Origin of the sequence: Paracoccus aestuarii, assembly GCF_028553885.1 — a bacterium.
Taxonomy (GTDB): domain Bacteria; phylum Pseudomonadota; class Alphaproteobacteria; order Rhodobacterales; family Rhodobacteraceae; genus Paracoccus; species Paracoccus aestuarii.
Window position 1 is genome coordinate 2228700 of record NZ_CP067169.1, and the last position, 24667, is coordinate 2253366.

The 24667-nt window shown below is 66.6% G+C and carries 25 protein-coding genes and 4 pseudogenes; 17 read left to right on the forward strand and 12 right to left on the reverse strand.

The window, feature by feature from the left end; genetic code table 11:
- Positions 1 to 40: 40 nt before the first annotated feature.
- The 5 genes and pseudogenes from JHW48_RS11325 to JHW48_RS11345 form a co-directional block, all read left to right on the forward strand.
- Positions 41 to 637, forward strand: coding sequence for a 2-hydroxychromene-2-carboxylate isomerase (locus JHW48_RS11325; protein ID WP_119887659.1), 597 nt, complete (start codon positions 41 to 43; stop codon positions 635 to 637).
- Entirely contained in the window at positions 634 to 1410 is a 777-nt protein-coding gene (locus tag JHW48_RS11330) for an alpha/beta fold hydrolase (RefSeq protein WP_119887658.1), read from the forward strand. The genes JHW48_RS11325 and JHW48_RS11330 overlap by 4 nt, the downstream gene beginning before the upstream one ends.
- A gap of 440 nt (positions 1411 to 1850) precedes the next feature.
- Positions 1851 to 2444 (forward strand): annotated as a pseudogene (locus JHW48_RS11335) (transposase); the annotation flags it as partial.
- Between the two features lie 264 nt (positions 2445 to 2708).
- Positions 2709 to 3668, forward strand: a complete 960-nt coding sequence (locus JHW48_RS11340) for an IS481 family transposase (RefSeq protein ID WP_272835848.1) — start codon at positions 2709 to 2711, stop codon at positions 3666 to 3668.
- Positions 3669 to 3780: 112 nt separating this feature from the next.
- Positions 3781 to 4044 (forward strand): annotated as a pseudogene (locus JHW48_RS11345) (DDE-type integrase/transposase/recombinase); the annotation flags it as partial.
- Positions 4045 to 4052: 8 nt separating this feature from the next.
- On the opposite strand, the gene JHW48_RS11350 reads toward JHW48_RS11345, so the two are convergent.
- A protein-coding gene (locus JHW48_RS11350; protein ID WP_119886742.1) for an IS5 family transposase occupies positions 4053 to 4810 on the reverse strand; the annotation gives its coding sequence in 2 pieces (ribosomal slippage) (positions 4053 to 4486 and positions 4486 to 4810; 759 coding nt in all).
- Between the two features lie 64 nt (positions 4811 to 4874).
- Here JHW48_RS11350 and JHW48_RS11355 point away from each other — a divergent pair.
- The 3 genes and pseudogenes from JHW48_RS11355 to JHW48_RS11365 form a co-directional block, all read left to right on the forward strand.
- Positions 4875 to 5036: pseudogene (locus tag JHW48_RS11355) on the forward strand (IS3 family transposase); the annotation flags it as partial.
- Position 5037: 1 nt separating this feature from the next.
- Complete coding sequence (locus JHW48_RS11360; protein ID WP_240637887.1) at positions 5038 to 5175, forward strand: acyl-CoA dehydrogenase family protein; 138 nt, start codon at positions 5038 to 5040, stop codon at positions 5173 to 5175.
- Positions 5176 to 5196: 21 nt separating this feature from the next.
- Positions 5197 to 5412, forward strand: coding sequence for an acyl-CoA dehydrogenase family protein (locus JHW48_RS11365; protein WP_272835855.1), 216 nt, complete (start codon positions 5197 to 5199; stop codon positions 5410 to 5412).
- 31 nt (positions 5413 to 5443) lie between these two features.
- On the opposite strand, the gene JHW48_RS11370 is transcribed toward JHW48_RS11365, so the two are convergent.
- The 8 genes from JHW48_RS11370 to purC form a co-directional block, all read right to left on the reverse strand.
- Entirely contained in the window at positions 5444 to 6733 is a 1290-nt protein-coding gene (locus JHW48_RS11370; RefSeq protein WP_119886741.1) for a PQQ-dependent sugar dehydrogenase, read from the reverse strand.
- A 71-nt stretch (positions 6734 to 6804) separates the two neighbouring features.
- Complete coding sequence (locus tag JHW48_RS11375) at positions 6805 to 8136, reverse strand: glutamine synthetase family protein (protein ID WP_119886740.1); 1332 nt, start codon at positions 8134 to 8136, stop codon at positions 6805 to 6807.
- A gap of 4 nt (positions 8137 to 8140) precedes the next feature.
- Entirely contained in the window at positions 8141 to 8965 is an 825-nt protein-coding gene (locus tag JHW48_RS11380; protein ID WP_119886739.1) for an ABC transporter permease, read from the reverse strand.
- Entirely contained in the window at positions 8962 to 9843 is an 882-nt protein-coding gene (locus tag JHW48_RS11385) for an ABC transporter permease (RefSeq protein WP_119886738.1), read from the reverse strand. Before JHW48_RS11385 ends, JHW48_RS11380 begins: the two co-directional genes overlap by 4 nt.
- Before the next feature lie 51 nt (positions 9844 to 9894).
- A complete protein-coding gene (locus tag JHW48_RS11390; protein WP_119886737.1) occupies positions 9895 to 10629 on the reverse strand; it encodes a transporter substrate-binding domain-containing protein in 735 nt (244 codons plus the stop codon).
- Between the two features lie 25 nt (positions 10630 to 10654).
- Positions 10655 to 11452, reverse strand: coding sequence for an ABC transporter ATP-binding protein (locus JHW48_RS11395; RefSeq protein WP_119886736.1), 798 nt, complete (start codon positions 11450 to 11452; stop codon positions 10655 to 10657).
- 81 nt (positions 11453 to 11533) lie between these two features.
- Positions 11534 to 11773: a phosphoribosylformylglycinamidine synthase subunit PurS gene (purS, locus tag JHW48_RS11400; RefSeq protein ID WP_119886735.1), complete on the reverse strand. Its 240-nt coding sequence runs from the start codon at positions 11771 to 11773 to the stop codon at positions 11534 to 11536.
- 13 nt (positions 11774 to 11786) lie between these two features.
- Positions 11787 to 12548 carry a phosphoribosylaminoimidazolesuccinocarboxamide synthase gene (purC, locus tag JHW48_RS11405; RefSeq protein WP_119886734.1) on the reverse strand — a complete coding sequence of 254 codons (762 nt, stop codon included), beginning with the start codon at positions 12546 to 12548 and terminating at the stop codon, positions 11787 to 11789.
- A 137-nt stretch (positions 12549 to 12685) separates the two neighbouring features.
- Between purC and JHW48_RS11410 the strand changes: the two genes are divergently transcribed.
- Positions 12686 to 13000: a DUF1476 domain-containing protein gene (locus tag JHW48_RS11410; protein ID WP_119886733.1), complete on the forward strand. Its 315-nt coding sequence runs from the start codon at positions 12686 to 12688 to the stop codon at positions 12998 to 13000.
- On the opposite strand, the pseudogene JHW48_RS11415 reads toward JHW48_RS11410, so the two are convergent.
- The 3 genes and pseudogenes from JHW48_RS11415 to JHW48_RS11425 all read right to left on the reverse strand — a co-directional run bounded on the left by JHW48_RS11415 (position 12984) and on the right by JHW48_RS11425 (position 15226).
- A pseudogene (locus JHW48_RS11415) lies at positions 12984 to 14303 on the reverse strand (MATE family efflux transporter). The gene JHW48_RS11410 and the pseudogene JHW48_RS11415 sit on opposite strands and share 17 nt — an antisense overlap.
- Complete coding sequence (locus JHW48_RS11420; RefSeq protein ID WP_119886731.1) at positions 14300 to 14797, reverse strand: PaaI family thioesterase; 498 nt, start codon at positions 14795 to 14797, stop codon at positions 14300 to 14302. The pseudogene JHW48_RS11415 and the gene JHW48_RS11420 overlap by 4 nt, the downstream one beginning before the upstream one ends.
- Before the next feature lie 3 nt (positions 14798 to 14800).
- Positions 14801 to 15226, reverse strand: coding sequence for a PaaI family thioesterase (locus JHW48_RS11425; protein ID WP_119886730.1), 426 nt, complete (start codon positions 15224 to 15226; stop codon positions 14801 to 14803).
- 81 nt (positions 15227 to 15307) lie between these two features.
- Here JHW48_RS11425 and JHW48_RS11430 point away from each other — a divergent pair, with 81 nt between their 5' ends.
- The 8 genes from JHW48_RS11430 to JHW48_RS11465 all read left to right on the forward strand — a co-directional run bounded on the left by JHW48_RS11430 (position 15308) and on the right by JHW48_RS11465 (position 24653).
- The gene (locus tag JHW48_RS11430; RefSeq protein WP_119886729.1) at positions 15308 to 15685 is read left to right on the forward strand and encodes a MerR family transcriptional regulator; all 378 of its coding nucleotides are present in this window, start codon (positions 15308 to 15310) and stop codon (positions 15683 to 15685) included.
- A 120-nt stretch (positions 15686 to 15805) separates the two neighbouring features.
- Positions 15806 to 16198: a MerR family transcriptional regulator gene (locus tag JHW48_RS11435; RefSeq protein ID WP_119886728.1), complete on the forward strand. Its 393-nt coding sequence runs from the start codon at positions 15806 to 15808 to the stop codon at positions 16196 to 16198.
- A gap of 11 nt (positions 16199 to 16209) precedes the next feature.
- Entirely contained in the window at positions 16210 to 17985 is a 1776-nt protein-coding gene (locus JHW48_RS11440; RefSeq protein ID WP_119886727.1) for an acyl-CoA dehydrogenase C-terminal domain-containing protein, read from the forward strand.
- Positions 17986 to 18260: 275 nt separating this feature from the next.
- A complete protein-coding gene (locus JHW48_RS11445) occupies positions 18261 to 18902 on the forward strand; it encodes a glutathione S-transferase family protein (RefSeq protein ID WP_119886726.1) in 642 nt (213 codons plus the stop codon).
- The gene (locus tag JHW48_RS11450; RefSeq protein ID WP_119886725.1) at positions 18899 to 20110 is read left to right on the forward strand and encodes an acetyl-CoA C-acetyltransferase; all 1212 of its coding nucleotides are present in this window, start codon (positions 18899 to 18901) and stop codon (positions 20108 to 20110) included. Before JHW48_RS11445 ends, JHW48_RS11450 begins: the two co-directional genes overlap by 4 nt.
- An 11-nt stretch (positions 20111 to 20121) precedes the next feature.
- Positions 20122 to 22290, forward strand: a complete 2169-nt coding sequence (locus tag JHW48_RS11455) for a 3-hydroxyacyl-CoA dehydrogenase NAD-binding domain-containing protein (RefSeq protein WP_119886724.1) — start codon at positions 20122 to 20124, stop codon at positions 22288 to 22290.
- A gap of 171 nt (positions 22291 to 22461) precedes the next feature.
- The gene (locus JHW48_RS11460) at positions 22462 to 23634 is read left to right on the forward strand and encodes a toxic anion resistance protein (RefSeq protein WP_119886723.1); all 1173 of its coding nucleotides are present in this window, start codon (positions 22462 to 22464) and stop codon (positions 23632 to 23634) included.
- Complete coding sequence (locus JHW48_RS11465; RefSeq protein ID WP_272835598.1) at positions 23634 to 24653, forward strand: DUF2927 domain-containing protein; 1020 nt, start codon at positions 23634 to 23636, stop codon at positions 24651 to 24653. The genes JHW48_RS11460 and JHW48_RS11465 overlap by 1 nt, the downstream gene beginning before the upstream one ends.
- Positions 24654 to 24667: the final 14 nt, after the last annotated feature.

The window sequence follows — 24667 nt, forward strand, 5'->3', positions numbered from 1 at the left end:
CCGCGCTAGCCTGCGGGCAAACCCGTAAAAGGACAGGACCATGGCGCATATCGACTATTACCTCGGCACGATCAGCCCGTGGTGCTATCTGGCGGGCGACCGGCTGGAACGGATCGCCGCCCGCCACGGCGCGACGATCACCTACAAACCGCTGGACCTCCTGCAGCTCTTCGACCGCACGGGGGGCGTGCGCCCCGCCGACCGCCATGAAAGCCGCATGGCCTATCGCGCGCAGGAGCTGCCGCGTTGGGCCGATCATCTGGGCATGCCCCTGACCCTGCGGCCCGCGCATTGGCCGGTGAACATGGCGCCGTCCAGCTATGCGATCATCGCGGCCCAGGCCAGGGGCGGCGATGTGGGCGGGCTGGTCCAGGCCTTCCTGCGCGCGGTCTGGGCCGAGGAGCGCGACATCAGCGACGACGCCACCATCCGCGCGATCCTGACCGAACAGGGTTTCGACGCGGGCCTGGCCGATAGCGGCCTCTTCATCGGCGCCGAGACCTATGGCCGCAACCTGGAGGAGGCCGTGGCCGCCGGCGCCTTCGGCGCGCCCTTCTACATCATGCGCGAGACGGACCAGCGCTTCTGGGGCCAGGACCGGCTGGATTTCCTGGACCGCGCGCTGGCCGCCGCATGACCGGGGTGAACATCCGCCATTGGCCGGGCGATGCCGACGGCCCCGCCCTGGCGCTTCATTGCATGATGGGCAGCGCCGCCAGCTGGGGGCCCGTCGCCGAGGCCTTGGCGGGCCGCGTGGATCTGCGCGCCTTCGACATGCCCGGCCATGGCCGCAGCGGCGACTGGATGCCGGGGGCGCAGGATCCCGATTACCACACGGCCGTCACCCGCATGGCGGCCGCGATGATCGACCGGCCGCTGGACCTGATCGGCCACAGCTTCGGCGCGACGGTGGCGCTGCGCATCGCGGTGGCCGCCCCCGACGCGATCCGCAGCCTGACCCTGATCGAGCCGGTGCTGTTCGCCGCCGCGCCCTCGGCCGATCAGGACCGGCTGGATGCCGCCCTGGGCGATCTGCTGGCCGATGACCGCGACGCCGAGGCGGCGGCGCTGTTCCTGCGCGCCTGGAACGGCCAGGACCTGGCCGCCCTGCCCGCCCCGATCCAGGCCCAGCTGACGCGCCAGATCCGGCTGGTCTCCCTGACCGCCCCCGCCCTGCGCGAGGACAGCGGCCGCATCCTGCGCGAGGGCGGGCTGGAATCGCTGGACGCGCCGGTGCTGCTGATCCGCGGTGCGGACAGCCCCCCGGTCATCGAGGCGATCGGCGACGCCTTGGCCCACCGCCTGAACGATGTGGGCCGCGCGGTCGTGCCGGGGGCGGGGCACATGCTGCCCCTGACCCATCCCGCCCAGGTCGCGGGGCTGATCGGCGCGAACCTGGACCGGGCATAGGATAATGAAGGACCGTTGCCGTGTGCGGTTCCGACGTGTCGGCGTAACAGTCCGTGCAAACATCTCTGCAGTGGCCTGATACTAGAGCGTCTTCTTGGCACGCTCGTTCAACTCTTCGTGCGATAGCGCTGAAACCGGCTTGGCTATGGGTAGAAAAATCGATGCCCTTTGGGAAGTATTGGCGCAGATGCCGGATCGTGTCTTCGTCGGTGCAGCGGTGCCAAGGTGATTGCGGGCCGCAGAGGTGGACCTTGAGCCTCGTTGCCATGGTAAACTTCGTACGATCCATCATCCGCGGTCTCAGGTCAGGGCCAGTAGAGGTCGCGCGGCAGCTCGCAAGCCCGTTTGTTCAGCGCCATGATGACGCTTGCGGGATCGAGGTAGTATTGACGAAAGGGATTCATGGGGTGGGCCGATCGTGATTCAAGCTGGTATCTGCGATGAAGGCCAGCTTGGCACGAGACCTGATGTCGGATGAGGAATGGGCGTTTTACGAGTGCTTCATTCTGGCCGTGCGCGCCCCGAACGGACGCAAGCCCGCAAATCACCGCGTTGTTCTGGAGTGAGGCATGAGCCGCCACTGGTTCAAGGCCATGCCGAGCGCGGACCGGCTCTCCCTGGCGTGACTTCCCGTAAGAGTTCGTGAAGTGTTCCAGTGTCTACCGCCAGTTCCGGTGCTGGACCTTGGCGGGGTTGTGAGAGCAGATCCTCGAAGCGCCCAACGAAAGTCGTATCGTGCCAGATGCGCTGCAGATGATCGACAGCACTGTGATCCGCCCCCTCGTCAGGTAGCGGGCGCCAAAGGGGGACACCAAGACAGGGTTCTGGCCGTTCGAGAACGTCCGGTGGGAAAACGATCCACTGGATCGTTTTCTGGACCACCTCCCATTTTCACGACCAAGGTCCACCTGCGCGTCAATGCTGCCGGGCTGCCAATGAGTTCGGACATCGCGCCGGGACAGACATCGGGCTACCTGGGCTTTGCTCTGGTCATGAACGACAACCTGCCGGAGCCTTGTATCCTGCTGGCCGATCCCGTGTCAAAACTCGGCCAGCGCGGCGGCGCGGCGTGACGCTTCCGGGTGGTTTGAGTTGCTCCACCGGTTTCCGGCAGCTGAGCTGGTCGTTCAGCCGAATGGCTGGCATGAGTGCCCCGGAGGCACCGCAAGGGGCTACGGAGCGGCAATCATTCCTTGATGGCCTGCATCAGCCGCCGGATGCCGATCAGCGCCACCATCCGCTTGTTTGATCCCATGGTTTGATGGTGCAATCCTTTCGCAGGAATGGAAGGAAGCATTATGGGACAAGTTCGTCACGGGAGCGCCACGACCACGCACGCTGTCAGAGCTGCAATACAGCGATCGCAAGCTTCGCTCGCGCAGCTGAGCCGGGAGCTCGGCATCAACCCAAAGACTGTCGCGAAGTGGCGCAAGCGCGAGACAGTTGAGGACCGTAAGACTGGGCCGAAGGAGCCACGCTCCACGGTCTTGAGTGAGGCCGAGGAAGCAACAATCGTCGCGTTTCGGCGCCATACGCTGCTGCCGTTGGACGACTGCCTCTACGCTCTTCAGCCCTCTATCCCACATCTGACGCGCTCGGCGCTGCACCGATGCCTGCAGCGGAATGGCATTTCGCGACTGCCGGACGTGGGCGGGGACAAGCCCAAGCGTGCGAAGTTCAAGCGCTACCCGATAGGTTTCTTCCATATCGACATCGCCGAGGTGCAGACGGCCGAAGGCAAGCTCTTCCTCTTCGTAGCCATTGATCGCACCAGCAAATTTGCTGTCGTTCAATTGGCGGAAAAGGCCAACAGGAAAACCGCTTGGGAGTTCCTGGAGCACCTTCTGGACGTCGTGCCCTACCGCATCCACACGATCCTGACCGATAATGGCATCCAGTTCGCAGAGCAGCCTCGAAACCGTAACACTCCTTACTCTCGGCAAATGCGGTTCGACATGATTTGCGAGGCAAACGGGATCGAGCATCGGCTGACCAAGCCCAACCACCCGTGGACGAATGGCCAAGTCGAGCGGATGAACAGGACGATCAAGGACGCGACCGTCAAGCGCTACCACTACGACAGCCACAGCCAGCTGCGCACGCACCTCGCCGATTTCATCGCCGCCTACAATTTCGCACGCAGGCTCAAGACGCTGAGCGGTGTCACACCCTACGAATACATCTGCAAGGTCTGGACTTCAGAGCCAGACAGATTCATCGTCAATCCGATCCACCAGATGCCGGGACTGAACACCTAGCGGGCAGCCTCAGGTTTGCTCATGCCGAGACGCTTACCCTACCAGCCCGCCCGCGTGAATCCCGCGGCAGGCTGGAGTTCTGCAACAACGCCCATGGGAGGGATAGGTCGGTCTACCTGTTATTATTTACTTGTTATACCGGCGCGGTGTTGGGTGGGCCACCTGTAATCGCATGAAGCGGGATCTGGCTTTGCGGACCCTGAACATGGCCATCGCGATCCGCCGGCCGCCGCCAGGTTGCGTTCATCACACGGACCGCGGATCGCGATATTGCACTCATGTCTATCAGAAACTGCTGCGCAATAACGGGTTCAAGGTGCCCATGAGTGGCGAGCCCAATTTCCACGACAATTCCGCCGTCGAAAGCTTCTTTAGGGTCAGGATTCATAACCAATAGATGACGGTTGCTGCGAGGGCGATGGCCGAGAGGAAGATCTTCGGACATCTGTCGTATCGCGTTGCCACACGCCTCCAGTCCTTGAGCCTGCCGAACATGATCTCGATGCGGCTTCGCCGCTTGTAGCGTCGCTTGTCATATTTGACCGGCGTCTTGCGTTGCCTCCGACCGGGGATGCAGGCGCGTATCCCCTTGTCCTGCAACGCCTCTCTCAACCAGTCAGCATCATAACTGCGATCGCCAAGCAGCCATTTGACCTTCGGCAGGCCGCTGAGCAGCGCCCGCGCTCCGATATAATCGCTCACCTGCCCGGCGGTGATGAACAGGTCGAGCGGTCGTCCTTGGCTATCGCAGATGGCGTGCAGCTTGGTGTTCATGCCGCCTTTGGTGCGACCGATCAGGCGGCCACGCCCCCCTTTTTAACGGCCATACTGGTCGCTGTGCGATGAGCCTTCAGGTATGTCGCGTCGATCATCACGGTCGTCCCCTCACCGTGTTCTGCAGCGAGCCCGGCCATCATCCGGGCAAAAATTCCCTTCCCGCTCCAACGCCTCCAACGGCTGTAGAGCGTCTTGTGAGGCCCATAGGCGGTGGGTGCATCACGCCAGCGCAAGCCATTGCGGATAATGAAGATAATCCCGCTGAGAACGCGCCTGTGATCAACGCGTGGCTTGCCGTGGGACTTCGGGAAATAGGGAGCGAGACGTGCGATCTGCGCGTCGGTCAGCCAGAAAAGGTCGCTCATGTCACCGCTCCGTTTCCCGGCCGTGAATCACGCCGCGAAAAGGAAATCAATGCATCCTGACCCTAAATCGCTCCAGGCCGAATTGGTCTGGCGGCACAACTGGCAAACCCGCCGAGAGGTCGAGATCGCCCTCTTCCACTATATTAACGGCTTCTACAACCCGCGCCGCACACACTTAGCCTTCGGATGGAAATCACCCGTGGCCTTCGAACAAAGGGCAGCCTGATATGAATAACTGGCCGGGACGAAACCGGCGCAGGTGCGATCACCTGAAGACACGTCGCCAGTTCGGCAATTCCATCGGCGGCTTCCAGGCGCTGCAACACCGAACCGTCGATCTGATGACCAAGATCGAGCGCACGTGATCAACCACCATTGCGGCCGCACTGGACGGTCCCGACGGCCCGACCACCTGCGCAATGGCCAAGACGCTGATCGGCCGCGCCGCCCGACAGGTCGCCGAGGAAACCGTCCAGATGCAGGGTGGCATCGCGATGACATGGGATTATGCCGCATCGCATTACGCAAAGCGGCTGACCATGCTGGACCATCAGCTTGGCGATACCGACCACTGCCTTGCCGAGGTCATGCGCAGCCTCTAAGGCGCGAATGCAGAAATGGTCGCGGCGGGACCTATCCCGCCGTCACCCGCCAGATCACGTCGCCCACGTCATCGGCCACCAAGAGCGACCGGCCATCCGCGCCCAAGGTCACGCCGACCGGTCGGCCATAGGCCCATTTCTCGTCATCCGACAGGAACCCCCACATCAGGTCCCGCGCCGGGCCCGAAGGCTTGCCATCGGCGAAGGGCACGAAGATCACCCGATATCCGCTCAGCGTCGATCGGTTCCATGACCCGTGCTGGCCGATCACCATCCCCGCGCCGAAGCCCGGCAGCGTGCCATCCGGCATCCAGCACAGCCCAAGCGAGGCCGTATGACCGCCAAGCGCGAAATCGGGCGTGATCGCGCGCGCGACCATGGCGGGATCCTGCGGTACGCGGTCATCCACCATCCGGTCCCAGTAGCAATAGGGCCAGCCGTAGAACCCCCCCTCCCGGACCGAGGTCAGGTAGTCGGGCGGCGTCTCGTCGCCCAGCCCGTCGCGTTCGTTCACCACCGTCCACAGAACCCCGGTCGAGGGCTCCCACGCCATGCCGACCGCGTTGCGCAACCCCGAGGCGAAGATCCGCGCCTGGCCCGATGCCAGGTCCAGTTCCCAGATGGCGGCGCGGCCTTCCTCGGTCTCCATCCCGAAATCGCCGATATTGCTCAGCGATCCGACGCCCGCATAGATCCGCCCCCCATCGGGCGAGACCAGCAGGCTGCGCGTCCAGTGCCCGCGCGGCTTGAAATCGACCAGCTTGCGGCCCGGCCCGGTCAGCCGCGTCGCGCCGTCCTGATAATCATAGGCCACGATCCCGTCGGTATTGCCGATGTAGAAGGTGCCGTCGACCAGCGCCATGCCGAAGGGCTGGTTCTGGTTATCGGCAAAGACCTCGCGCCGTTCGGCCACCCCGTCGCCATCGGCGTCGCGCCACAGGGTGATGCGGTTCGCGCTGTCGCCGATGGCCTTGGCGCGGCGCATCACGGCCTGCGCGGCGTGATCCATCAGGCTGCGCGGCCTGCCGGGCTGTTCCTTGGATTCGGCCACCAGCACGTCGCCATTGGGCAGGACCTCGATCCAGCGGGGATGGTCCAGGTCGCGGGCAAAGGCGTTGACCCTGAGGCCGGGCGCCACGGTGGGGACGTGATCGCCCTGCCAGCCCTTGGCGACGGGCATCTTCAGCGTCATGATCTTCTGCGGTTTGGCCTCGGGGATCGTGGGGGCGCCCCCGATCGCGGGGGTCCGCGCGGCGAAGGGCCGCCGCATCAGCACCATCGCCCCGCCCACCAGCGCCGTCGCGCGTGCCAACATGTTCATCGAACGCCTCGCTCTTCGTGATCGCTAACACAGTAGCAAGGGCAGCGGGCGCGTCAACGCCCGGGCCGCAGTCACACCGTGTCGAGATAGAGCTCGACCGTCTCCTCGTCGGACAGCTCGGCCATGTAATGCAGCTCCTGGCGCTTGGTCATCAGGTAGTTGTCGACCAGATGCGCGGGCAGGATGCGCCGGATCTCGGGGCAGGCGTCGAAGGCCTCGATGGCCGCGCCCCAATCGCCGGGCAGCTGGGCCAGGTTCTTGTCATAGGCGTTGCCCCTGAAGGGCGCGGGCGCCTCCAACCGGTCCTCGATGCCGTTCAGCGCGGCGCCCAGGATCGCGGCGATGGTCAGATAGGGGTTCACGTCGCCCCCCGCCACGCGATGCTCGATCCGCCGCGCCTTGGGCCCGGAGGACGGGATGCGGATCGCCGCGGTGCGGTTCTCATAGGCCCAACCGATGCCGGTCGGCGCATGGGCATTGGGCACCAAGCGGTCATAGCTGTTTTCATGCGGGGCAAAGAGCAGCGTCGATCCGGGCATCGCCCGCAGACAGCCCGCGACGGCCTGGCGCAGCGCCTCGGTCCCCTCCTCGCCGCCATTGTCGAAGATGTTGCGCCCCTCGCGGTCCAGGATCGAGAAATGCATGTGCATCCCGTTGCCCGAAAAGGCCTCGTAGGGCTTGGCCATGAAGCTGGCGGCAAAGCCGTAGGACCGGGCGATCCCCTTGACCAGCATCTTGAAGAGCCAGGTGTCGTCGGCGGCCTTCAGCGGATCGGCCTGATGCATCAGGTTGATCTCGAACTGGCCCGGCCCCGCCTCCGAGATCGCGGTATCGGCCGGAATGTCCATCGATTCGCAGGCGTCGTAAAGCGTCGAGAAGAACTGATCGAAGGCGTCCAGCGCGCGCAGGGACAGAACCTCGCCCCCGGTGCGGCGCTTGCCGGATCGCGGGCTGGGGGGCACGCGCAGGGTCTTGCCGCTGTCGTCGATCAGAAAGAATTCAAGCTCGGTCGCGACGACGGGGGTCAAGCCCGCGGCGTGATAGCGTTCGACCACGCGGGCCAGGGCTTGGCGGGGATCGCCGTCATAGGGGCGACCGTTGGGATGGAACATCCACAAGGGCAGCAGCGCGGTCGGCGCGTCCAGCCAGGGCATGGGCAGAAAGCCGCGTTCCGTGGGCAGCAGCAGCCCGTCGGGATCGCCGGATTCGAAGACCAGGGGGCTGTCCTCGACATCCTCGCCCCAGATGTCCAGGTTCAGGACGGAATAAGGGAACTTGGTCCCCTCGCCCAGCAGCTTGTCGGCATAGCGCGCCGCGATCCGCTTGCCGCGGGCGACGCCGTTCAGGTCGGCGGCCGCAACGCGGATCGTCTTGACCTCGGGGTGATCGCGCAGCCATTCCATGGGGTTATCTCGTCATAAGAGGTCTGTATCGGATCCGGGTCGCGGCCCCCGGCAGGTGCCGGTTCAGCCGCCGGTTCACCCTGCCAAAGGCCCAGATCAATGCCAAGGTCGCCAGGATGAAATAGCCCGCCGCGATCGGATAGGCGACGAAGGGGTTGAAGGTCCGGTCCGCGAAATAGCTGGCATAGTAAAGCGCGTCGCCCTTCTGCTGAAAGGCCGGAAAGCCCGAGAAATAGACCAGCGTCGTAGCGTGGAACAGAAAGATCGCCTCGTTGGTATAGCTGGGCCAGGCCAGCCGCATCATCGTGGGCCAGATCACCCGGCGGAACCGCGTCCAGCCGGTCATGCCATAGGCGTCGGCGGCCTCGACATCGCCCTTGGGCACGGACATCAGCGCGCCATGAAAGATCTGCGCCGAATAGGCGGCGGTGTTCAGCGTCAGCACGATCAGCGCCCCGGCCCAGGCCCGGGTCAGCCAGCTGGTCTGGACGGTGATGCCCATCACGTCGATCCCCGCACGCGGCAGCAGGACCAGCGCCTCGTAGGCGATGAAGAACTGGATGAAGAGCGGGCTGCCCCGGAACAGGAAGATGAACCCGTTCGCCGGTCCCCGCAGCCAGCGGTTGCCGCTGGCCTTGGCCAAGGCCACCGCATTGGCCAGCACGAAGCCGAAGCTGAGCGCCAGCACCGCGAAATAGAGGTTCCAGATCAGCCCCGACCCGATCAGCGTGAATTGCTGGCAGAGGTCATAGCCCTCGCGCGGCAGCAGCCGCTCGCCATAGCCGATCGAGCGCAGGGCGTAATCCTGGATGGTCTGAAGGCAGCTCATGCCGGGGCCCCCTTGCGCAACGCCTCGCCGCCCATCGTCGCTTGGCCGCGCGACAGGCGCCGCGTGACGCGGCCCAGCACCCGTTCGGAGATCCAGGTCATGAACAGATAGAAGACCAGGATGCCCAGGAAGTAGTACAGCCGCCAGTCGGGATGGGGATAGGCAAAGGCGCTGGTCTTGGACCCGCCCAGCTCGCGCGCCCAATAGACGATGTCCTCGACCCCCAGGATGAACAGCAGCGGCGTGGCCTTGATCAGGATCATCCACAGGTTCGACAGGCCCGGCAGGGCATAGGTCCACATCTGCGGGATCAGCACGCGGCGGTTCACCTGGCGGGGGGTCATGCCATAGGCCTCGGCGGTCTCCAGCTGGGCGCGGGGCACGGCGGCCATGGCGCCCGACAGGACATTCGCCGCAAAGGCCCCGAAGACGACGGAAAAGGCGATGACCGCCAGAAAGATGCCGTAAGCGTCATGGACCCAAGGGGCGGCGCTGTTCAGCGGCAGCTTGGCGGCGGCGCAGACGACGAAATCGTTGCCCTGCCGCACCGGCGCGTCGCTGTCGCACAGGATCTGGTGGCGGACCCATTCGAAGCCCTGATCCAGCGCGATCGGCACGAACAGAAAGAAGATGATGTCCGGCACGCCCCGCACCATCGAGGTGTAGATCCCCCCGAACCAGCGCAGCGGCGCGATGCGGGACCGCAGCGCCATCGCGCCGCCGAACCCGAACAGCAGCGCGATCGGCGCCGTGATCGCCAGCAGCAGCAGCACCGTGCCGAAGCTGGCATAGAACATCATATGCGTGGCCGTCGTTAGATAGCAGGACAGCCAGACTAGCCCCTCGAGCGAGGATGGATCGGCGCAATAGGAAAACATCGCATTCCCCGCGAGGGGCCGCCGCGGACCGGGCCGCGGCGGCGGGTCACATCACTCGAAGGTCAGGGCGTCGTCGCCGAACCACTTGACGATCAGCTCGTTCAGGCTGCCGTCCTCCTTCATCGCGGTGATCTGGGCGTCGAAGGTCTCGCGCAGCTCGGCGTCGGACTGGCGCAGGCCCATGCCGATGCCCTCGCCCAGGGAGACGGCGTCGAAGCCCTCGACCCAGACCAGCTCGCCGCCGGATTCGGCGACGATGGGCGCCAGGAAGTCGCGATCGGCAAAGACCGCGTCGGCCTCGCCGTTGCGGACGGCGGCGACGGTCTGGTCGGGATTGGGGAATTCCAGCAGCGTGGCGCCGGTCTCGGCCACATGGCCCGCCTGGATGGTGTTGGTCTGGGCCGCGACGATGCCGCCTTCGACATCCACATCGGCCGACAGGGCCGCATAGGCCGAGGGCATGGCGGGGGTATAGGCCTGGGTGAACTGGATGACCGCCTTGCGCTCCTCGTTGATGTTCATCCCGGCCATGATCGTGTCGTAATTGCCGGAAACCAGGTTCGGGATGATCGAATCCCAGTCATTGCGCACCCAGGTGCATTCCAGGCCCGCGCGTTCGCACAAGGCGTTGCCCAGCTCGATCTCGAAGCCGGTCACCTCGCCCGTGGCGTCGTTGATGAAGTTGTAGGGGGCATAGGCGCCCTCGGTGCCCATGCGGATGGTCTGGGCCTGGGCGAGGCCCGCGGTCAGGGCCAGGGCGGCTGCGGCGATGGTCAGCGATTTCATGTCGGAAGTCTCTCCTGTTGGTTTCTTATGTCGCCATCGTGGCGGACAGGAAGCCGCGCAGACGCTCGGTCTGCGGGTCCCCGAACAGCCGGTCCGGCGGGCCTTCCTCGCAGATCACGCCCTGATGCAGGAAGACGACGTGATCGCTGACATCGGCGGCCAGCCGCATGTCATGGGTGACCAGGATCATCGTGCGATGTTCCCCGGCCAGATCCTTGATAACCTTGACGACCTCCTGCTGCAGCTCGGGGTCCAGCGCGCTGGTGGGTTCGTCGAACAGCAGCGCCTTGGGCTGCATGCAGAGCGCCCGGGCGATGGCCGCGCGCTGCTGCTGGCCGCCCGACAGCTGGGCGGGCCAGGCATCCGCCTTGTCACCGATGCCGACCTTGGCCAGCAGGGCGCGGGCGCGGTCCTCGACCACGGCGCGATCCTCGCCCAGGACGGTGACGGGCGCCTCCATCACGTTCTGCAGGATCGTCATGTGGGCCCAAAGGTTGAACTGCTGAAAGACCATGGCCAGGTTGGTGCGCATCCGCGTGACCTGGGCGCGGTCGGCGGGCCTGCGGTCCTGGCCCCGGCCCTTCCAGCGCACGGGTTCACCCTCGAACAGGATGTCGCCCGCCTGGCTGTTCTCCAGTAGGTTGCAGCAGCGCAGCAGCGTGGATTTGCCCGAACCGGACGACCCGATCAGGCTGATCACATGGCCGCGCGGCGCGGTCATGGACACGCCCTTCAGGACCTCCAGCGGGCCATAGGACTTGTGCAGCCCCTCGATGCGGATCACCGGGGCGGCGGAATGGGGTGGGGTCGTCTGGTTCATCATCCGCGCATTGGGCGACAATTGCGTCCGTTTTGCAACGGGGTCCGTCGGGCAACCTGCCGATAATGGCAGGCTGCCGCAACGTCAGGCAATCTCGATGGAATATTTCTCGATCACGGTATTGGCCAGCAGACCCTCGCACATGCGGGCGACCTCGGCACGGGCGGCCTCGGGGTCGGTGGCGGTCAGGTCCAGCTCGATCAGCTTGCCTTGGCGCACGCCCGCCACGTCCTTGTGGCCCAGCCCGCCCAGGGCATGGCGGATCGCCTCGCCCTGCGGGTCCAGGACGCCGTCCTTCAGCATGATGGTCACACGTGCTTTCATGGCGGCACTTTCCTCAGTTGATCGCGGTGGGTTTCAGGCTGGTCGTGTTGGCGGGCATCAGGCCAAGACGGCGGGCGACCTCGGTATAGGCGTCGGTCAGGTTGCCCAGGTCGCGGCGGAACACGTCCTTGTCCAGCTTCTGGCCGGTCTTGACGTCCCACAGCCGGCAGCTGTCGGGGCTGATCTCGTCGGCGACGATCAGGCGCATGAAGTCATTGTCCCAGACCCGGCCGATCTCGATCTTGAAATCGATCAGCTTGATGCCGACGCCGTAGAAGACCCCCGACAGGAAATCGTTCACCCGCAGCGCCAGCGACACGATGTCGTCCAGGTCCTGCTGGGTCGCCCAACCGAAGGCGATGACATATTCCTCGGACACCATCGGGTCGCCCAGCTCGTCGTTCTTGTAGCTGTATTCGACGATGGGCCGCGGCAGCAGGGTCCCCTCCTCCAGGCCCAGACGCTTGGACAGCGATCCGGCCGCGAAGTTGCGCACGATCACCTCCAGCGGGATGATCTCGACCTGGCGGATCAGCTGCTCGCGCATGTTGATGCGGCGGATGAAGTGGTTCGGGACGCCGATATTCGTCAGCCCGTTCATGAAGAATTCCGACAGGCGGTTGTTCAGCACGCCCTTGCCTTCGATCGTCGCGCGCTTCTGCGCGTTGAAGGCGGTCGCGTCGTCCTTGAAGTACTGGACCAGCGTGCCCGGCTCGGTGCCTTCATAGAGGATCTTGGCCTTGCCTTCGTATACTTTCTTGCGCCGCGGTGCCATGGGCCCACCGTCCTTTCGCATGTCCCTGAAGATGCCGCTTACCCCGGATTGCCCACCGGGGGCAATACGAGGCTTGCGAGAAGCCGGGCCGATGGGCATATCCTTGGAGAAGAGCAGCCGACCAGGGAGCCCCGCCGATGTCCACCTTCGACGACCGTGAACGCGCCTACGAGGCGAAATTCGCCCATGATGCCGACCTGCGCTTCAAGGCCGAGGCGCGCCGCAACCGCCTGCTGGGCGAATGGGCGGCCGATCAGCTGGGCAAGACCGGCGACGATGCGCGCGCCTATGCCATGTCTGTGGTCACCGCCGATTTCGACGAGCCGGGCGAGGAGGACGTGTTCCGCAAGGTCGAGGCCGACCTGCAGGGCCGCGCCGATGCGGCCACGATCCGCGCCCAGATGGCCCGACTGATGGACGAGGCCCGCCGCCAGATCATCGAGGAGAACTGATCCCGCCCGGCGCGGCGGCGATCTCGGCCCTGGGATAGAGCCGCAGCATCGTGGCCGCCCGCGCCAGGTTCAGCGCCATCAGCGCCGCCCACAGTCCGTGATTGCCCCAGATGGGCGGCAGGATCACCACGCAGGCCACGAAGACCGCGACCGATCGGATCATCGCCACGCGCATCTCGCGCGTCAGGGTGGCGCCGATGAAGATGCCGTCCAGCATCCAGCCTGCCAGCCCGATCAGCGGTGCGACGGCCAGCCATGGCAGATAGTCGCGCGCCACCGCCCGCACCTGCGCATCTGTGGTCAGCATGTCGATGATCGCCCCGCCGCCCAGCAGGAACCCCGCCCCCAGCAGCAGCGCGAATCCCAGGCCCCAGCCCGATGTCATCAGGCTGGCGCGGCGCACCTGGCCCGCGCGGCGCGCGCCCACCGCCTGGCCCACCAGGCTTTCGGCGGCAAAGGCAAATCCGTCCAGCGCATAGGCCGTCAGCGCCAGGAACTGCAGCAGCACCTGATTGGCCGCCAGTGTCACGTCCCCCTGCCCCGCCCCCAGGAACAGAAAGCTGGTCATGCAGCCCTGCAGCAGGACCGACCGCACCATGATGTCGCCATTGACCCGCGCCAGCCGCGCGATCCGGTCGCGCGCCCAGATCCCCGCCGCGCGCCGCGCCTCGGCCAGGACATGGCGCGCCAGCCACAGCGCCACGGCCAGCCCCGCCCATTCGGCCGCCAGCGTGGCCCAAGCGACCCCCGCGACCCCCATCCCCAGCCCCAAGGCCAGCGCGATGCTGAGCGCGATGTTCAGCCCGTTCTGGATCAGCTGCAGGCCCAGCACGGCGCGGGTGCGTTCCACCGCGATCAGCCAGCCGGTCAGCGCATAGAGGCCGATCGTCGTAAGCGCCCCCAGACGCGGATCGCCAGATAGTCGCGGGCCAGCGCCTCGACCGCATCCGATGCGGGGGCCAGCCGAAAGGCCGCCGCCGCGATGGGCGCCTGCAGCAGGATGAAGACCGCCCCCGCCCCCAGCCCGATGGTCAGCGCGCAGCAGATGCGCCCCCACCTCCGGGCCGTCGCCCGCGCCATGGGCCTGGGCCACCAGCCCCGATGTACCCATGCGCAGAAAGCCGAAGACCCAATAGACCGATGTCAGGATCACCGCCCCCAGGCCCACCGCCCCGATGGGCGCGGGCCCGCCCAGACGGCCCACCACGGCCGTGTCCACCAGCCCCAGCAGCGGCACGGTCAGGTTCGACAGCACGATGGGCAGGGCGATGTTCAGCACCCGCCCATGCGTCAGGGCTGTCACGGCTGCGGCATCAGGAAATGCCCGGTGGCCTGGGCGATCAGCCGGGCGCGGTTGTCCTGCCAGGCCTCGACATGGACCGATGCATAGCGCCGCCCCGACCGCACCACCCGCGCCCGCGCATAGGCGTCGCGCGGCAGGCCGGACCGCAGGTAATCCACGGTGAAGTCGATGGTCTTGGGCAGGCGCGGCAGGCTGTCGGGAACGGCGGCATCGGGGGCGATGCGGCCCGATTCCAGATCCTCCCACATGGCGGCCCAGGACAGCTCGATGATGGCCGTGACCTCCAGGAAGGCGGCGGTGACGCCGCCATGGATTGCGGGCAGCATCGGATTGCCGATCAGCTTGTCGTCAAAGGGCAGGATGGCCGTCAGCTCATCCCCGCGGCGGTCGAAGCGGATGCCCAGCCAGGACATGTAGGGCACGCCCGAGACCAGCGCGTTCAGGGCGCTGTCGCGGCGGGACTTGATCAGGTGCAGCGGCTCGTTGCGGTCCATGGATCAGCGCTCCGCGGTGAAGGCGCCGGTGGCGGTGGCCACCGGATTGTCCTGGTCGTCATCCAGCGCGACGGCGCGCAGGAAGGCCACGCTGCGGGTCATGTGATAGCATTCGGCCCGCGCGGTGATCCGCTGCCCCGGCGTCGCGGCGCGCATGTAGTCGATGCGCAGATCGATCGTCGCGGTCGATCGCGGCGTCGTCGGATGCGCCATCACCGCCGCCCCGCAGCAGGTATCCATCAACGCCGAGACGACGCCGCCATGGATCACCCCGGTGCGCGGATCGCCCACCAGATGATCGGCCCAGGGCATGCTGATGACGGCGCGGCCCGCGCCGATCTGGTCCACCCGCATCCCCAGGGCGCGGGCATGGGGGATGGCCTCGATGAACTGCTGGGCGATGCGGGCGTGATCGTCGGGATCGGTCATCGGGGTCCTTGCGCGATTCGGTTGAGAAAGGATGCGGCAGCGCCTAAGTTGACGCAAAGGGAAATCTTCGAGGAGGCGTCGATGACCGAAGACCTGATCAGCTTCAAGGAGATGTGCGCGCGGTTCGACGTGACGCCGCGCACGCTGCGCTATTACGAATACATCGAATTGCTGCAGCCGCGCAAGGAAGGGCGCGCGCGCTTCTACGGCCCGCGCGAGGTGGCGCGGATGACGCTGATCCTGCGCGGCCGCCGCTTCGGATTCTCGCTGGAGGAGATCCGCCAATGGCTGCAGATCTACGACAAGCAGGGATCGCGGGAACAGTATCAGGTCTGGATCGACATGGCCGGGCGGCAGCTGGCCGTGCTGGACCAGCAGATCGCCGATCTGCAGGCCGCGCGCGCCGATCTGGACCAGCTGCGCCAGACCGGGATCGCGGAACTGGAACGCCTGCCCTGAGGCGCCCCATGACGCGGCGGCACGGGGCGTCGTGACGCCGCGTCCTGCTTACGTTCGCGTCAACCTTGACCTACATTCATCCCAAGGACGGAAAGCCGGTTTGAGGAGGAGCCGCACCCAATGTCCGACGATCTGATGACCATCCGCCAGATGTGCGACACCTATGAGGTGACGCCCCGCACGCTTCGCTTCTACGAGGCGCGCGAGCTGATCTTTCCGCAGCGTCGCGGGCAGCACCGGCTCTATGACCGGCGCGACCGGGCGCGGCTGACGCTGATCCTGCGCGGCAAGCGCTTCGGCTTCAGCCTGGAACAGATTCGGCAGCTGCTGCAGCTGTATCAGCCCGGCGGCGCCAATCGCGACCAGATCGCCGCGACCATCGACATCGGACGCGCGCGCCTGGCCGACATGGAACGCCAGCAGGCCGAACTGGCCCTGGCCATCGACGACCTGCGCCACCAGATCAGGGACGCCCAGACCCGACTTTCCGCCGCGACCTGCGAACAGCCGTAAAGGATCACGCCATGCCCACCTATACCCCCCCGATCCGCGACCTGCAGTTCCTGCTGCACGAGGTGCTGAAGATCTCCGAGACCGACCTGCCCGGCCATGACGAGCTGGCCCCGGATTTCACCGAGGCCGTGCTGGAGGCCGCAGGCAAGCTGTCCTCTGAGGTCCTGGCGCCGCTGAACGTCATTGGCGACCAGCAGGGCTGCGTGCTGGAGAACGGCGTCGTGCGCACCCCCGAAGGGTTCCGCGCCGCCTTCGACCAGGTCAAGGAGGGCGGCTGGACCGCGCTGGACTGCGACCCCGAATATGGCGGCCAAGGCATGCCCTACACCATGGGCGTCGCCACGGGCGAGATGTTCGTATCGGCCAACATGGCCTTCAACATGTATCAGGGCCTGACCCACGGCGCCTATTCCGCGATCCACGCCCATGGCACGGATGCGCAGAAGCAGACCTATCTGCCCAAGATGGTCAGCTGCGACTGGACCGGCACGATGAACCTGACGGAGCCGCATTGCGGCACCGATCTGGGCCTGCTGCGCACCAAGGCCGAACCCCAGGACGACGGCAGCTACCTGATCACGGGCCAGAAGATCTTCATCTCGGCCGGCGATCACGACATGGCCGAGAACGTCATCCATCTGGTCCTGGCCAAGGCGCCGGGCGGCGGCGAGGGCACCAAGGGCATCAGCCTGTTCATCGTCCCGAAGTTCCTGGTGAACGAGGACGGCTCGCTCGGCGATCGCAACGGCGTGTCGGTGGGCGCGCTGGAACACAAGATGGGCATCCACGGCAACGCGACCTGCGTCATGAACTATGACGGGGCCAAGGGCTGGCTGCTGGGCGACCTGCACAAGGGCATGCGCGCCATGTTCACCATGATGAACGAGGCCCGGATCGGCGTCGGCCTGCAGGGCTATGCCTGCGCGGTGCCCGCCTATCAGAACGCGCTGGCCTATGCCAAGGACCGCCTGCAGGGCCGCGCCGTGACCGGCGCCCAGAACCCGCAGGGCGCGGCCGATCCGCTGATCGTGCATCCCGACATCCGTCGCAGCCTGATGGATCAGAAGAGCTTCCTGGAAGGCGCCCGCGCGCTGACCATCTGGGGCGCGCATCTGGTCGATCGCAGCCACCTGGCCGGTGACGCCGATGCCGAAGGGCTGGTCTCGCTGATGACGCCGGTCATCAAGGGCTTCCTGACGGACAAGGGCTTCGACACGACGGTGCTGGCGCAGCAGGTGCTGGGCGGCCACGGCTATGTCGAGGAATGGGGCATGAGCCAGTTTGTCCGCGACGCCCGCATCACCATGATCTACGAGGGCGCGAACGGCGTGCAGGCGCTGGACCTGGTTGGCCGCAAGCTGGCCCAGGACGGCGGCAAGCACGTCATGGCCTTCTTCGAGATGATCAAGTCCTTCTGCAAGGAGCAGTCGGGCAACGAGGCCATCGCCGCCGACTTCATCGACCCGCTGAAGGCCGCGTCCAAGGACCTGCAATCCGCTGCCATGTTCTTCATGGAGCGGGGGATGAAGAACCCCAACGACGCGCTGTCGGGCAGCTATGACTTCATGCACTTGTTCGGTCACGTGACCTTGGGTTTCATGTGGGCCCGCATGGCCGTCGCGGCCCAGGCCGCCATCGACGCGGGCACGTCCGAGCCGTTCCACCAGACCAAGCTGGCCACCGGGCGCTACTACATGAAGCGCCAGCTGCCGATGACCGCCACCCATCTGGCGCGCATCCAGTCCGGCGCAGCGACGGTGATGGAACTGGAAGCCGAGGCTTTCTGAAACCGTCGGAAGGGCGGAGAGGTCGCATGGGTATTTGCACAACGGAGAATTCCAGCGGTGCGCCCCGGCCCCCCCGCTCTTCCGAGAGGCAAGACGTTATCGGCCCAAGAGCCGGGGCGGCTTCTCCGTTGACGGTCATCGGCTCCCCAGCCTGTACCGCAGCGCCGATCCTAGCGGCCCATGGTTAAGGAACGGTAAAGCCACGTCTTCTTCGTTGTGCAAATACCCCGCGGGGGGTCCGGGGGGCGCGAAGCCCCCCGGCGTCAGGAGGAAACATGACCGCACAGCTCTGGTGCTTCGGCGAATCCGGCAATGCCTACAAGCCCGCCTTGACGATGCAGCTGGCGGGCTATGACTGGCATCCGGTCCCTGTCGACTTCTTCGGCGGCGAGACGCGGACACCCGCCTTCCGTGCCCTGAACCCGATGGGCGAGGTGCCGGTCTTCCGCGAGGGCGACCTGACCCTGACCCAATCGGCCGTCATTCAGCTGCATGTCGCCGAACGCACGGGTCGGTTCCTCGGCACCGACCGGGCCGAGACGATGCGCTGGCTGATGTTCGACAACCACAAGCTGTCGGGCCAGGCCGGGCCGGCGCGGTTCCTGCTGAACTTTCTGCCTGAGGACAAGCGGCCCGCGGGGGTGGCGGATTACCTGCAGGCGCGGCTCAAGGGTGCCTATCGGGTGCTGGACACGCATCTGGCCGACCGGGACTGGGTCGCGCCCGGCGGTCCGACCATCGCGGATCTCGCGCTCTGCGGCTATCTCTACTATCCCGAGCCCTTCGGTTTCGACCGCGGGGACTGGCCCCATATCGACCGCTGGCTGCAGGGCATCGCCGCCCTGCCCGGCTGGACCCATCCCTATGATCTGATGCCCGGCAATCCATCCGACCGGGCGCCCAAGGAGGACCAATGACCGACGCATACATCTATGACGCCGCCCGCACCCCGCGCGGCAAGGGCCGCCCAGATGGCAGCCTGCACGAGGTCACCTCGCTGGCGCTCTCCGCGCGCCTGCTGAACGCCGTCAAGGAGCGCAACGGCCTGGAAGGTCACGCGGTCGAGGACGTCATCTGGGGCAATGTCACCCAGGTCAAGGAACAGGGTGGCTGCCTTGCGCGCAGCGCCGTGCTGGCGTCCGACCTGGACGAGCGCATCCCGGGCCTGTCGATCAACCGCTTCTGCGCCAGCGGCATGGAGGCCGTGAACCTGGCCGCCAACCAGATCAAGGGCGGCGCCGGCCATGCCTATATCGCCGGCGGGGTCGAGATGATGGGCCGCGTGGCCATGGGCAGCGACGGCGCCGCCATCGCCGTCGATCCCAGCCTCGCGATGAAGTCCTATTTCGTGCCCCAAGGCATCAGCGCCGACATCATCGCGACCGAATACGGCTTTACCCGCGAGGAGGCCGACGCCTTGGCGCTGGAGAGCCAGAAGCGCGCCGCCCAGGCCTGGGAGGAGAACCGCTTCGCCAAATCCATCGTCCCGGTCCTGGACCAGAACGGCCTGACCATCCTGGACCGCGACGAATACATGCGCCCCGGCACCACGGCCGATGACCTGGCCAAGCTGCGCCCCGCCTTCAAGGAGATGGGCGAGATGATGCCCGGCTTCGACAAGGTCGCGATGCTGAAATACCCGCATTTGACCCATATCGACCATATCCACCATGCCGGGAATTCCTCGGGCATCGTGGACGGCGCCGCGGCCGTGCTGATCGGCAGCAAGGAATTCGGCGAGGCGCATGGTCTGAAGCCCCGCGCCCGCATCCGCGCCACCGCCAAGATCGGCACCGATCCCACGATCATGCTGACCGGCCCGGTCCCCGTGACCGAAAAGATCCTCAAGGACAGCGGCATGGCGATCGGCGACATCGACCTCTTCGAGGTGAACGAGGCCTTCGCCTCGGTCGTGCTGCGCTTCATGCAGGCCTTCGACGTGGACCATTCCAAGGTCAACGTGAATGGCGGGTCGATCGCCATGGGCCACCCCCTGGGCGCGACCGGCGCGATCATCATCGGCACCCTGCTGGACGAGCTTGAGCGCCAGGACAAACAGGTGGGTCTGGCGACCCTGTGCATCGCGTCCGGCATGGGCGCGGCCACCATCATCGAACGCGTGTGAGGAGCCCGGACATGACCGATTTCACGATGGAAAAAGGCGCCGACGGCGTCGCGATCATCACCTGGGACGTGCCGGGCAAGTCGATGAACGTGCTGTCCATGGACGGCGCCATGACGCTGGACGGGCTGATCGACGACGCCCTGGCCGACGAGGCCGTGAAGGGCATCGTCATCACCAGCGGAAAGAAGGACTTCGCCGCCGGGATGGACCTGAAGGTCATCGCGGGGATGAAGGACGCTAATGGCGCGCAGGGCGTGTTCGACGGCGTGATGACGCTGCATCACCTGCTGCGCAAGATCGAGCTGGCGGGCATGGACCGCAAGACCAAGAAGGGCGGCAAGCCCATCGCGGCGGCCCTGCCCGGCACCGCGCTCGGCATCGGGCTGGAGCTGCCCTTGGCCACGCATCGGATCTTTGCCGCCGACAACCCCAAGGCCAAGATCGGCCTGCCCGAGATCATGGTCGGCATCTTCCCCGGCGCGGGCGGCACGACCCGCTTGGCGCGCAAGCTGGGCGCCATGGTCGCGGCCCCCTTCCTGCTGGAGGGCAAGCTGTCGGAACCCAAAAAGGCCAAGGCCGCCGGCCTGATCGACGAGGTGGTGGACGACCCGCTGGCCGCCGCCAAGGCCTGGGTGCTGGAGGCCAAGGAGGCCGATCTGGTGAAGCCTTGGGACGCCAAGGGCTACAAGATGCCCGGCGGCGAGCCCTTCCACCCGGCGGGCTTCATGACCTTCGTCGGCGCCTCCGCGATGGTGCATGGCAAGACCATGGGCGTCTATCCGGCCGCCAAGGCACTGCTGAGCGCGGTCTATGAGGGCGCGCAGGTGCCCTTCGACCAGGCGCTCAAGATCGAGGCGCGCTGGTTCACCAACGTGCTGATGAATCCCAGCAGCGCGGCGATGATCCGCAGCCTGTTCATCAACAAGGAAGCCTTGGAGAAGGGCGCGAACCGCCCCGAGGCCCCCGACCAGACCGTCCGCAAGGTCGGCATCCTGGGCGCGGGCATGATGGGCGCGGGCATCGCCTATGTGAGCGCGCGCGCGGGCATCGAGGTTGTGCTGATCGACGCCCAGCAGGCCAGCGCCGACAAGGGCCGCGCCTATTCCGAGGGCCTGATGGACAAGGCCATCAGCCGCAAGCGGGCGACCGAGGAGAAGAAGGCCGAACTGCTGGCCCGCATCACCGCGACCACGGATTACGCCGCGCTGGAGGGCTGCGACCTGATCGTCGAGGCCGTCTTCGAGGACCCCTCGGTCAAGGCCGAAGTCACCAAGCGCGCCGAGGCCGTCATCCCGCAGGACGCGATCTTCGCGACCAACACCTCGACCCTGCCGATCAGCGACCTGGCCCGTGCCAGCAGCCGTCCGGAGCAGTTCATCGGCATCCACTTCTTCAGCCCCGTGGACAAGATGGCGCTGGTCGAGATCATCAAGGGCAAGGAGACCGGGCCCGTCGCCGTCGCGAAGGCGCTGGATTTTGTCCGCCAAATCCGCAAGACGCCCATCGTCGTCAATGACGAGCGGTTCTTCTATGCCAACCGCTGCATCATCCCCTATATCAACGAGGGGATCCGCATGGTGGCCGAGGGCGTGAACCCCACGCTGGTCGAGAACGCCGCCAAGATGATGGGCATGCCGCTCGGTCCGCTGCAGCTGGTGGATGAGACCTCGATCGATTTGGGCGTCAAGATCGCCAAGGCGACCAAGGCCGCGATGGGCGACGCCTATCCCGACGGCGCGGTCGATGAGGTGCTGTTCTGGATGGCCGATCAGGGCCGCATGGGCCGCAAGGCGAATGCGGGCTTTTATGCCTATGAGGACGGCAAGCGGCAGGGCCTGTGGGAGGGTCTGGACGCGCAATATCCGCGCAGCCCGGATCAGCCCGCGCTGGAGGATGTGCAGAACCGCCTGATGTTCGCCCAGACCCTGGAGGCCGTCCGCGCGCTGGAGGAAGGCGTGCTGGAGGATATCCGCGAGGGCGATGTGGGCGCCATCCTGGGCTGGGGCTATGCGCCTTGGTCGGGCGGGCCTTTCGGCTGGCTGGACATCCTGGGCGCGGATCGCGCCGTGGCCATCTGCGACGCGCTGGAGGCGCAGCACGGCGCGCGCTTCAAGGCGCCGCAGATGCTGCGCGACATGGCCGCCGAGGGCCGGGGCTTCTATTCCCGCAAGGCCGCCTGAGGCGACATTGGATGGGCCGCGCCGCCGCGTGGCCCATCCGCACCACCCCCTGTGGCGCAGGCGCCATGGATTGAAACTTTCCCGTCCAGATGTCGTTGAACGGGCAAGAATTCGCTATATGCTGCAGCGGCGCCTCCGCCCGCGGCGGATGGCCGACAAGGGGATAGTGCCATGAGTGACGACATCAAGCGCCGCGCCGAGGCGGCCCAGGCCCAGATCGACGCGCTGGCCGCGACGCCCCTGGCCGAGCCCGCCCCCGCACCCGACCGTCTGGCCGATGCCGACCCCCAGACCCAGGCCGCCATCCGCGCCCGCATGGCCGAGATCGACCTGAAGGACAGCCAGTCCATCCTGCGCTTCGGCACCCGCGCCCAAGCCGACCTGCAACAGATCAGCCAATCCATGCTGGCCGATGTCAAGGCCAAGGAGGTCGGCCCCGCCGGCGACAGCCTGCGCGAGGTCGTCACCACGATCCGCGGCTTTTCCACCAGCGAACTGGACATGCGCCGCAGCCGCAGCTGGTGGGAACGCCTGCTGGGCCGATCCGCCCCCTTTGCCAAGTTCGTGGCCAATTACGAACAGGTCCAGACCCAGATCGACCGCATCACCGCCGAGCTGGAGACCCACGAGCAGAAGCTGTTGAAGGATATCCGCTCGCTGGACATCCTCTATGACCGGACGCTGGCCTTCTATGACGAACTGGCGCTCTATATCGCGGCGGGCACGGAGCGCCTGCGCGAGCTGGACAGCACCGACATCCCCGCCAAGGAGGCCCAACTGGCCGGCAAGTCCGAGCCCGACCAGGTGATCGAGGCGCAGGAGCTGCGCGACCTGCGCACGCTGCGCGACGATCTGGAACGCCGCATCCATGACCTGAAGCTGACGCGGCAGGTGACGATGCAATCCCTGCCCTCGATCCGGCTGGTGCAGGAAAACGACAAGTCGCTGGTCACCAAGATCAACTCGACCCTGGTGAACACGGTGCCGCTGTGGGAGACGCAGCTGGCCCAGGCCGTCACCATCCAGCGCAGCGCCGAGGCCGCCCGCGCGGTGCGCGAGGCCAGCGACCTGACCAACGAGCTGCTGACCCGCAATGCCGACAACCTGCGCCAGGCGAACGCCCAGATCCGCACCGAGACCGAGCGCGGCGTCTTCGACATCGAGGCCGTGCAGACCGCCAATGCCCAGCTGATCGCCACGATCGAGGACAGCCTGCGCATCGCCGACGAGGGCCGCACCCGCCGCGCCGCCGCCGAGAACGAGCTGACCCGGATGGAGGCCGAGCTGCGCGACGCGCTGGCATCGGCATCGGCGCGCAACCCGGCGGCCATCGGGGGGCGCTGATGATGCGCCGCGCCCTTGCCGCCGCGCTGATCCTGGGGCTGGCCGCCTGCGCGGCGCCCGGCCCGGATGGCGACGCCCCCGCGACAGGCCCCCGGCCCTTGCCCCGCCCCGAACAGCAGGCCAAGGCCCCCGACACCCAGGCCGAGCTGCGCCGCGCCCGCGCGGAACGCAACCGCGAGGCCAATGCCGCCGCGCGTCAGGCCGCCGCCCGCCCCAGCCCGGCCAGCCAGTCGCAGCGCGACCTCTATGCCGCCGCCGAGCGCCGGCTGGTGGCGCAGGGCCGCCTGCGCCGCGACCGGGTGCCGCTGGACGCCCCGATCAATGCCGAGATCCTGGCCCGCAACTTCATCGAGATCGCGCTGCGCGACGAATACCTGGCCGGTGGCGGCCTGGCGCGCGGCGGCGCGGCGGCGCCCCTGCGGCGCTGGCAGGTGCCGGTCAGGATGCAGATCGAATTCAGCGCCTCGATCGACATGGCCGCGCGCCCGGCCTGGCGGGCCGAGGTCGGCGATTACGCCGCCCGCCTGTCCTCGATCACCGGCCATCCCGTGTCGATGACGGCCGAACGCGGCAATTTCACCATCCTGGTCCTGACCGAGGATGAACGCCGCGCCATCGGCCCGCGCCTGGCCCAGCTGGTCCCCGGCATCCCCGCGCGCGACCTGTCGATGGTGGCGGAACTGCCCGCGACCATCAGCTGCGCCGTCTTCGCCTATTCCGAGGGCGGGCGCCCTGACTATGCCCGCGCCGTGGCGGTGATCCGGGCCGAGCTGCCCCCCCTGCTGCGCAGCAGCTGCATCCATGAGGAACTGGCCCAGGGCATGGGCCTGGCCAATGACAGCCCCGATGCCCGCCCCTCGATCTTCAACGATGACGAGGAATTCGCCCTGCTGACCCGGCATGACGAGCTGCTGCTGCAGATGCTCTATGACCCGCGCCTGCATCCCGGCATGTCCGAGGCCGAGGCCGCCCCGATCATCCGCCGCATCGCCGCCGAACTGATGGGCGAGGCCGCTTGAACCGCCCCCCGGCC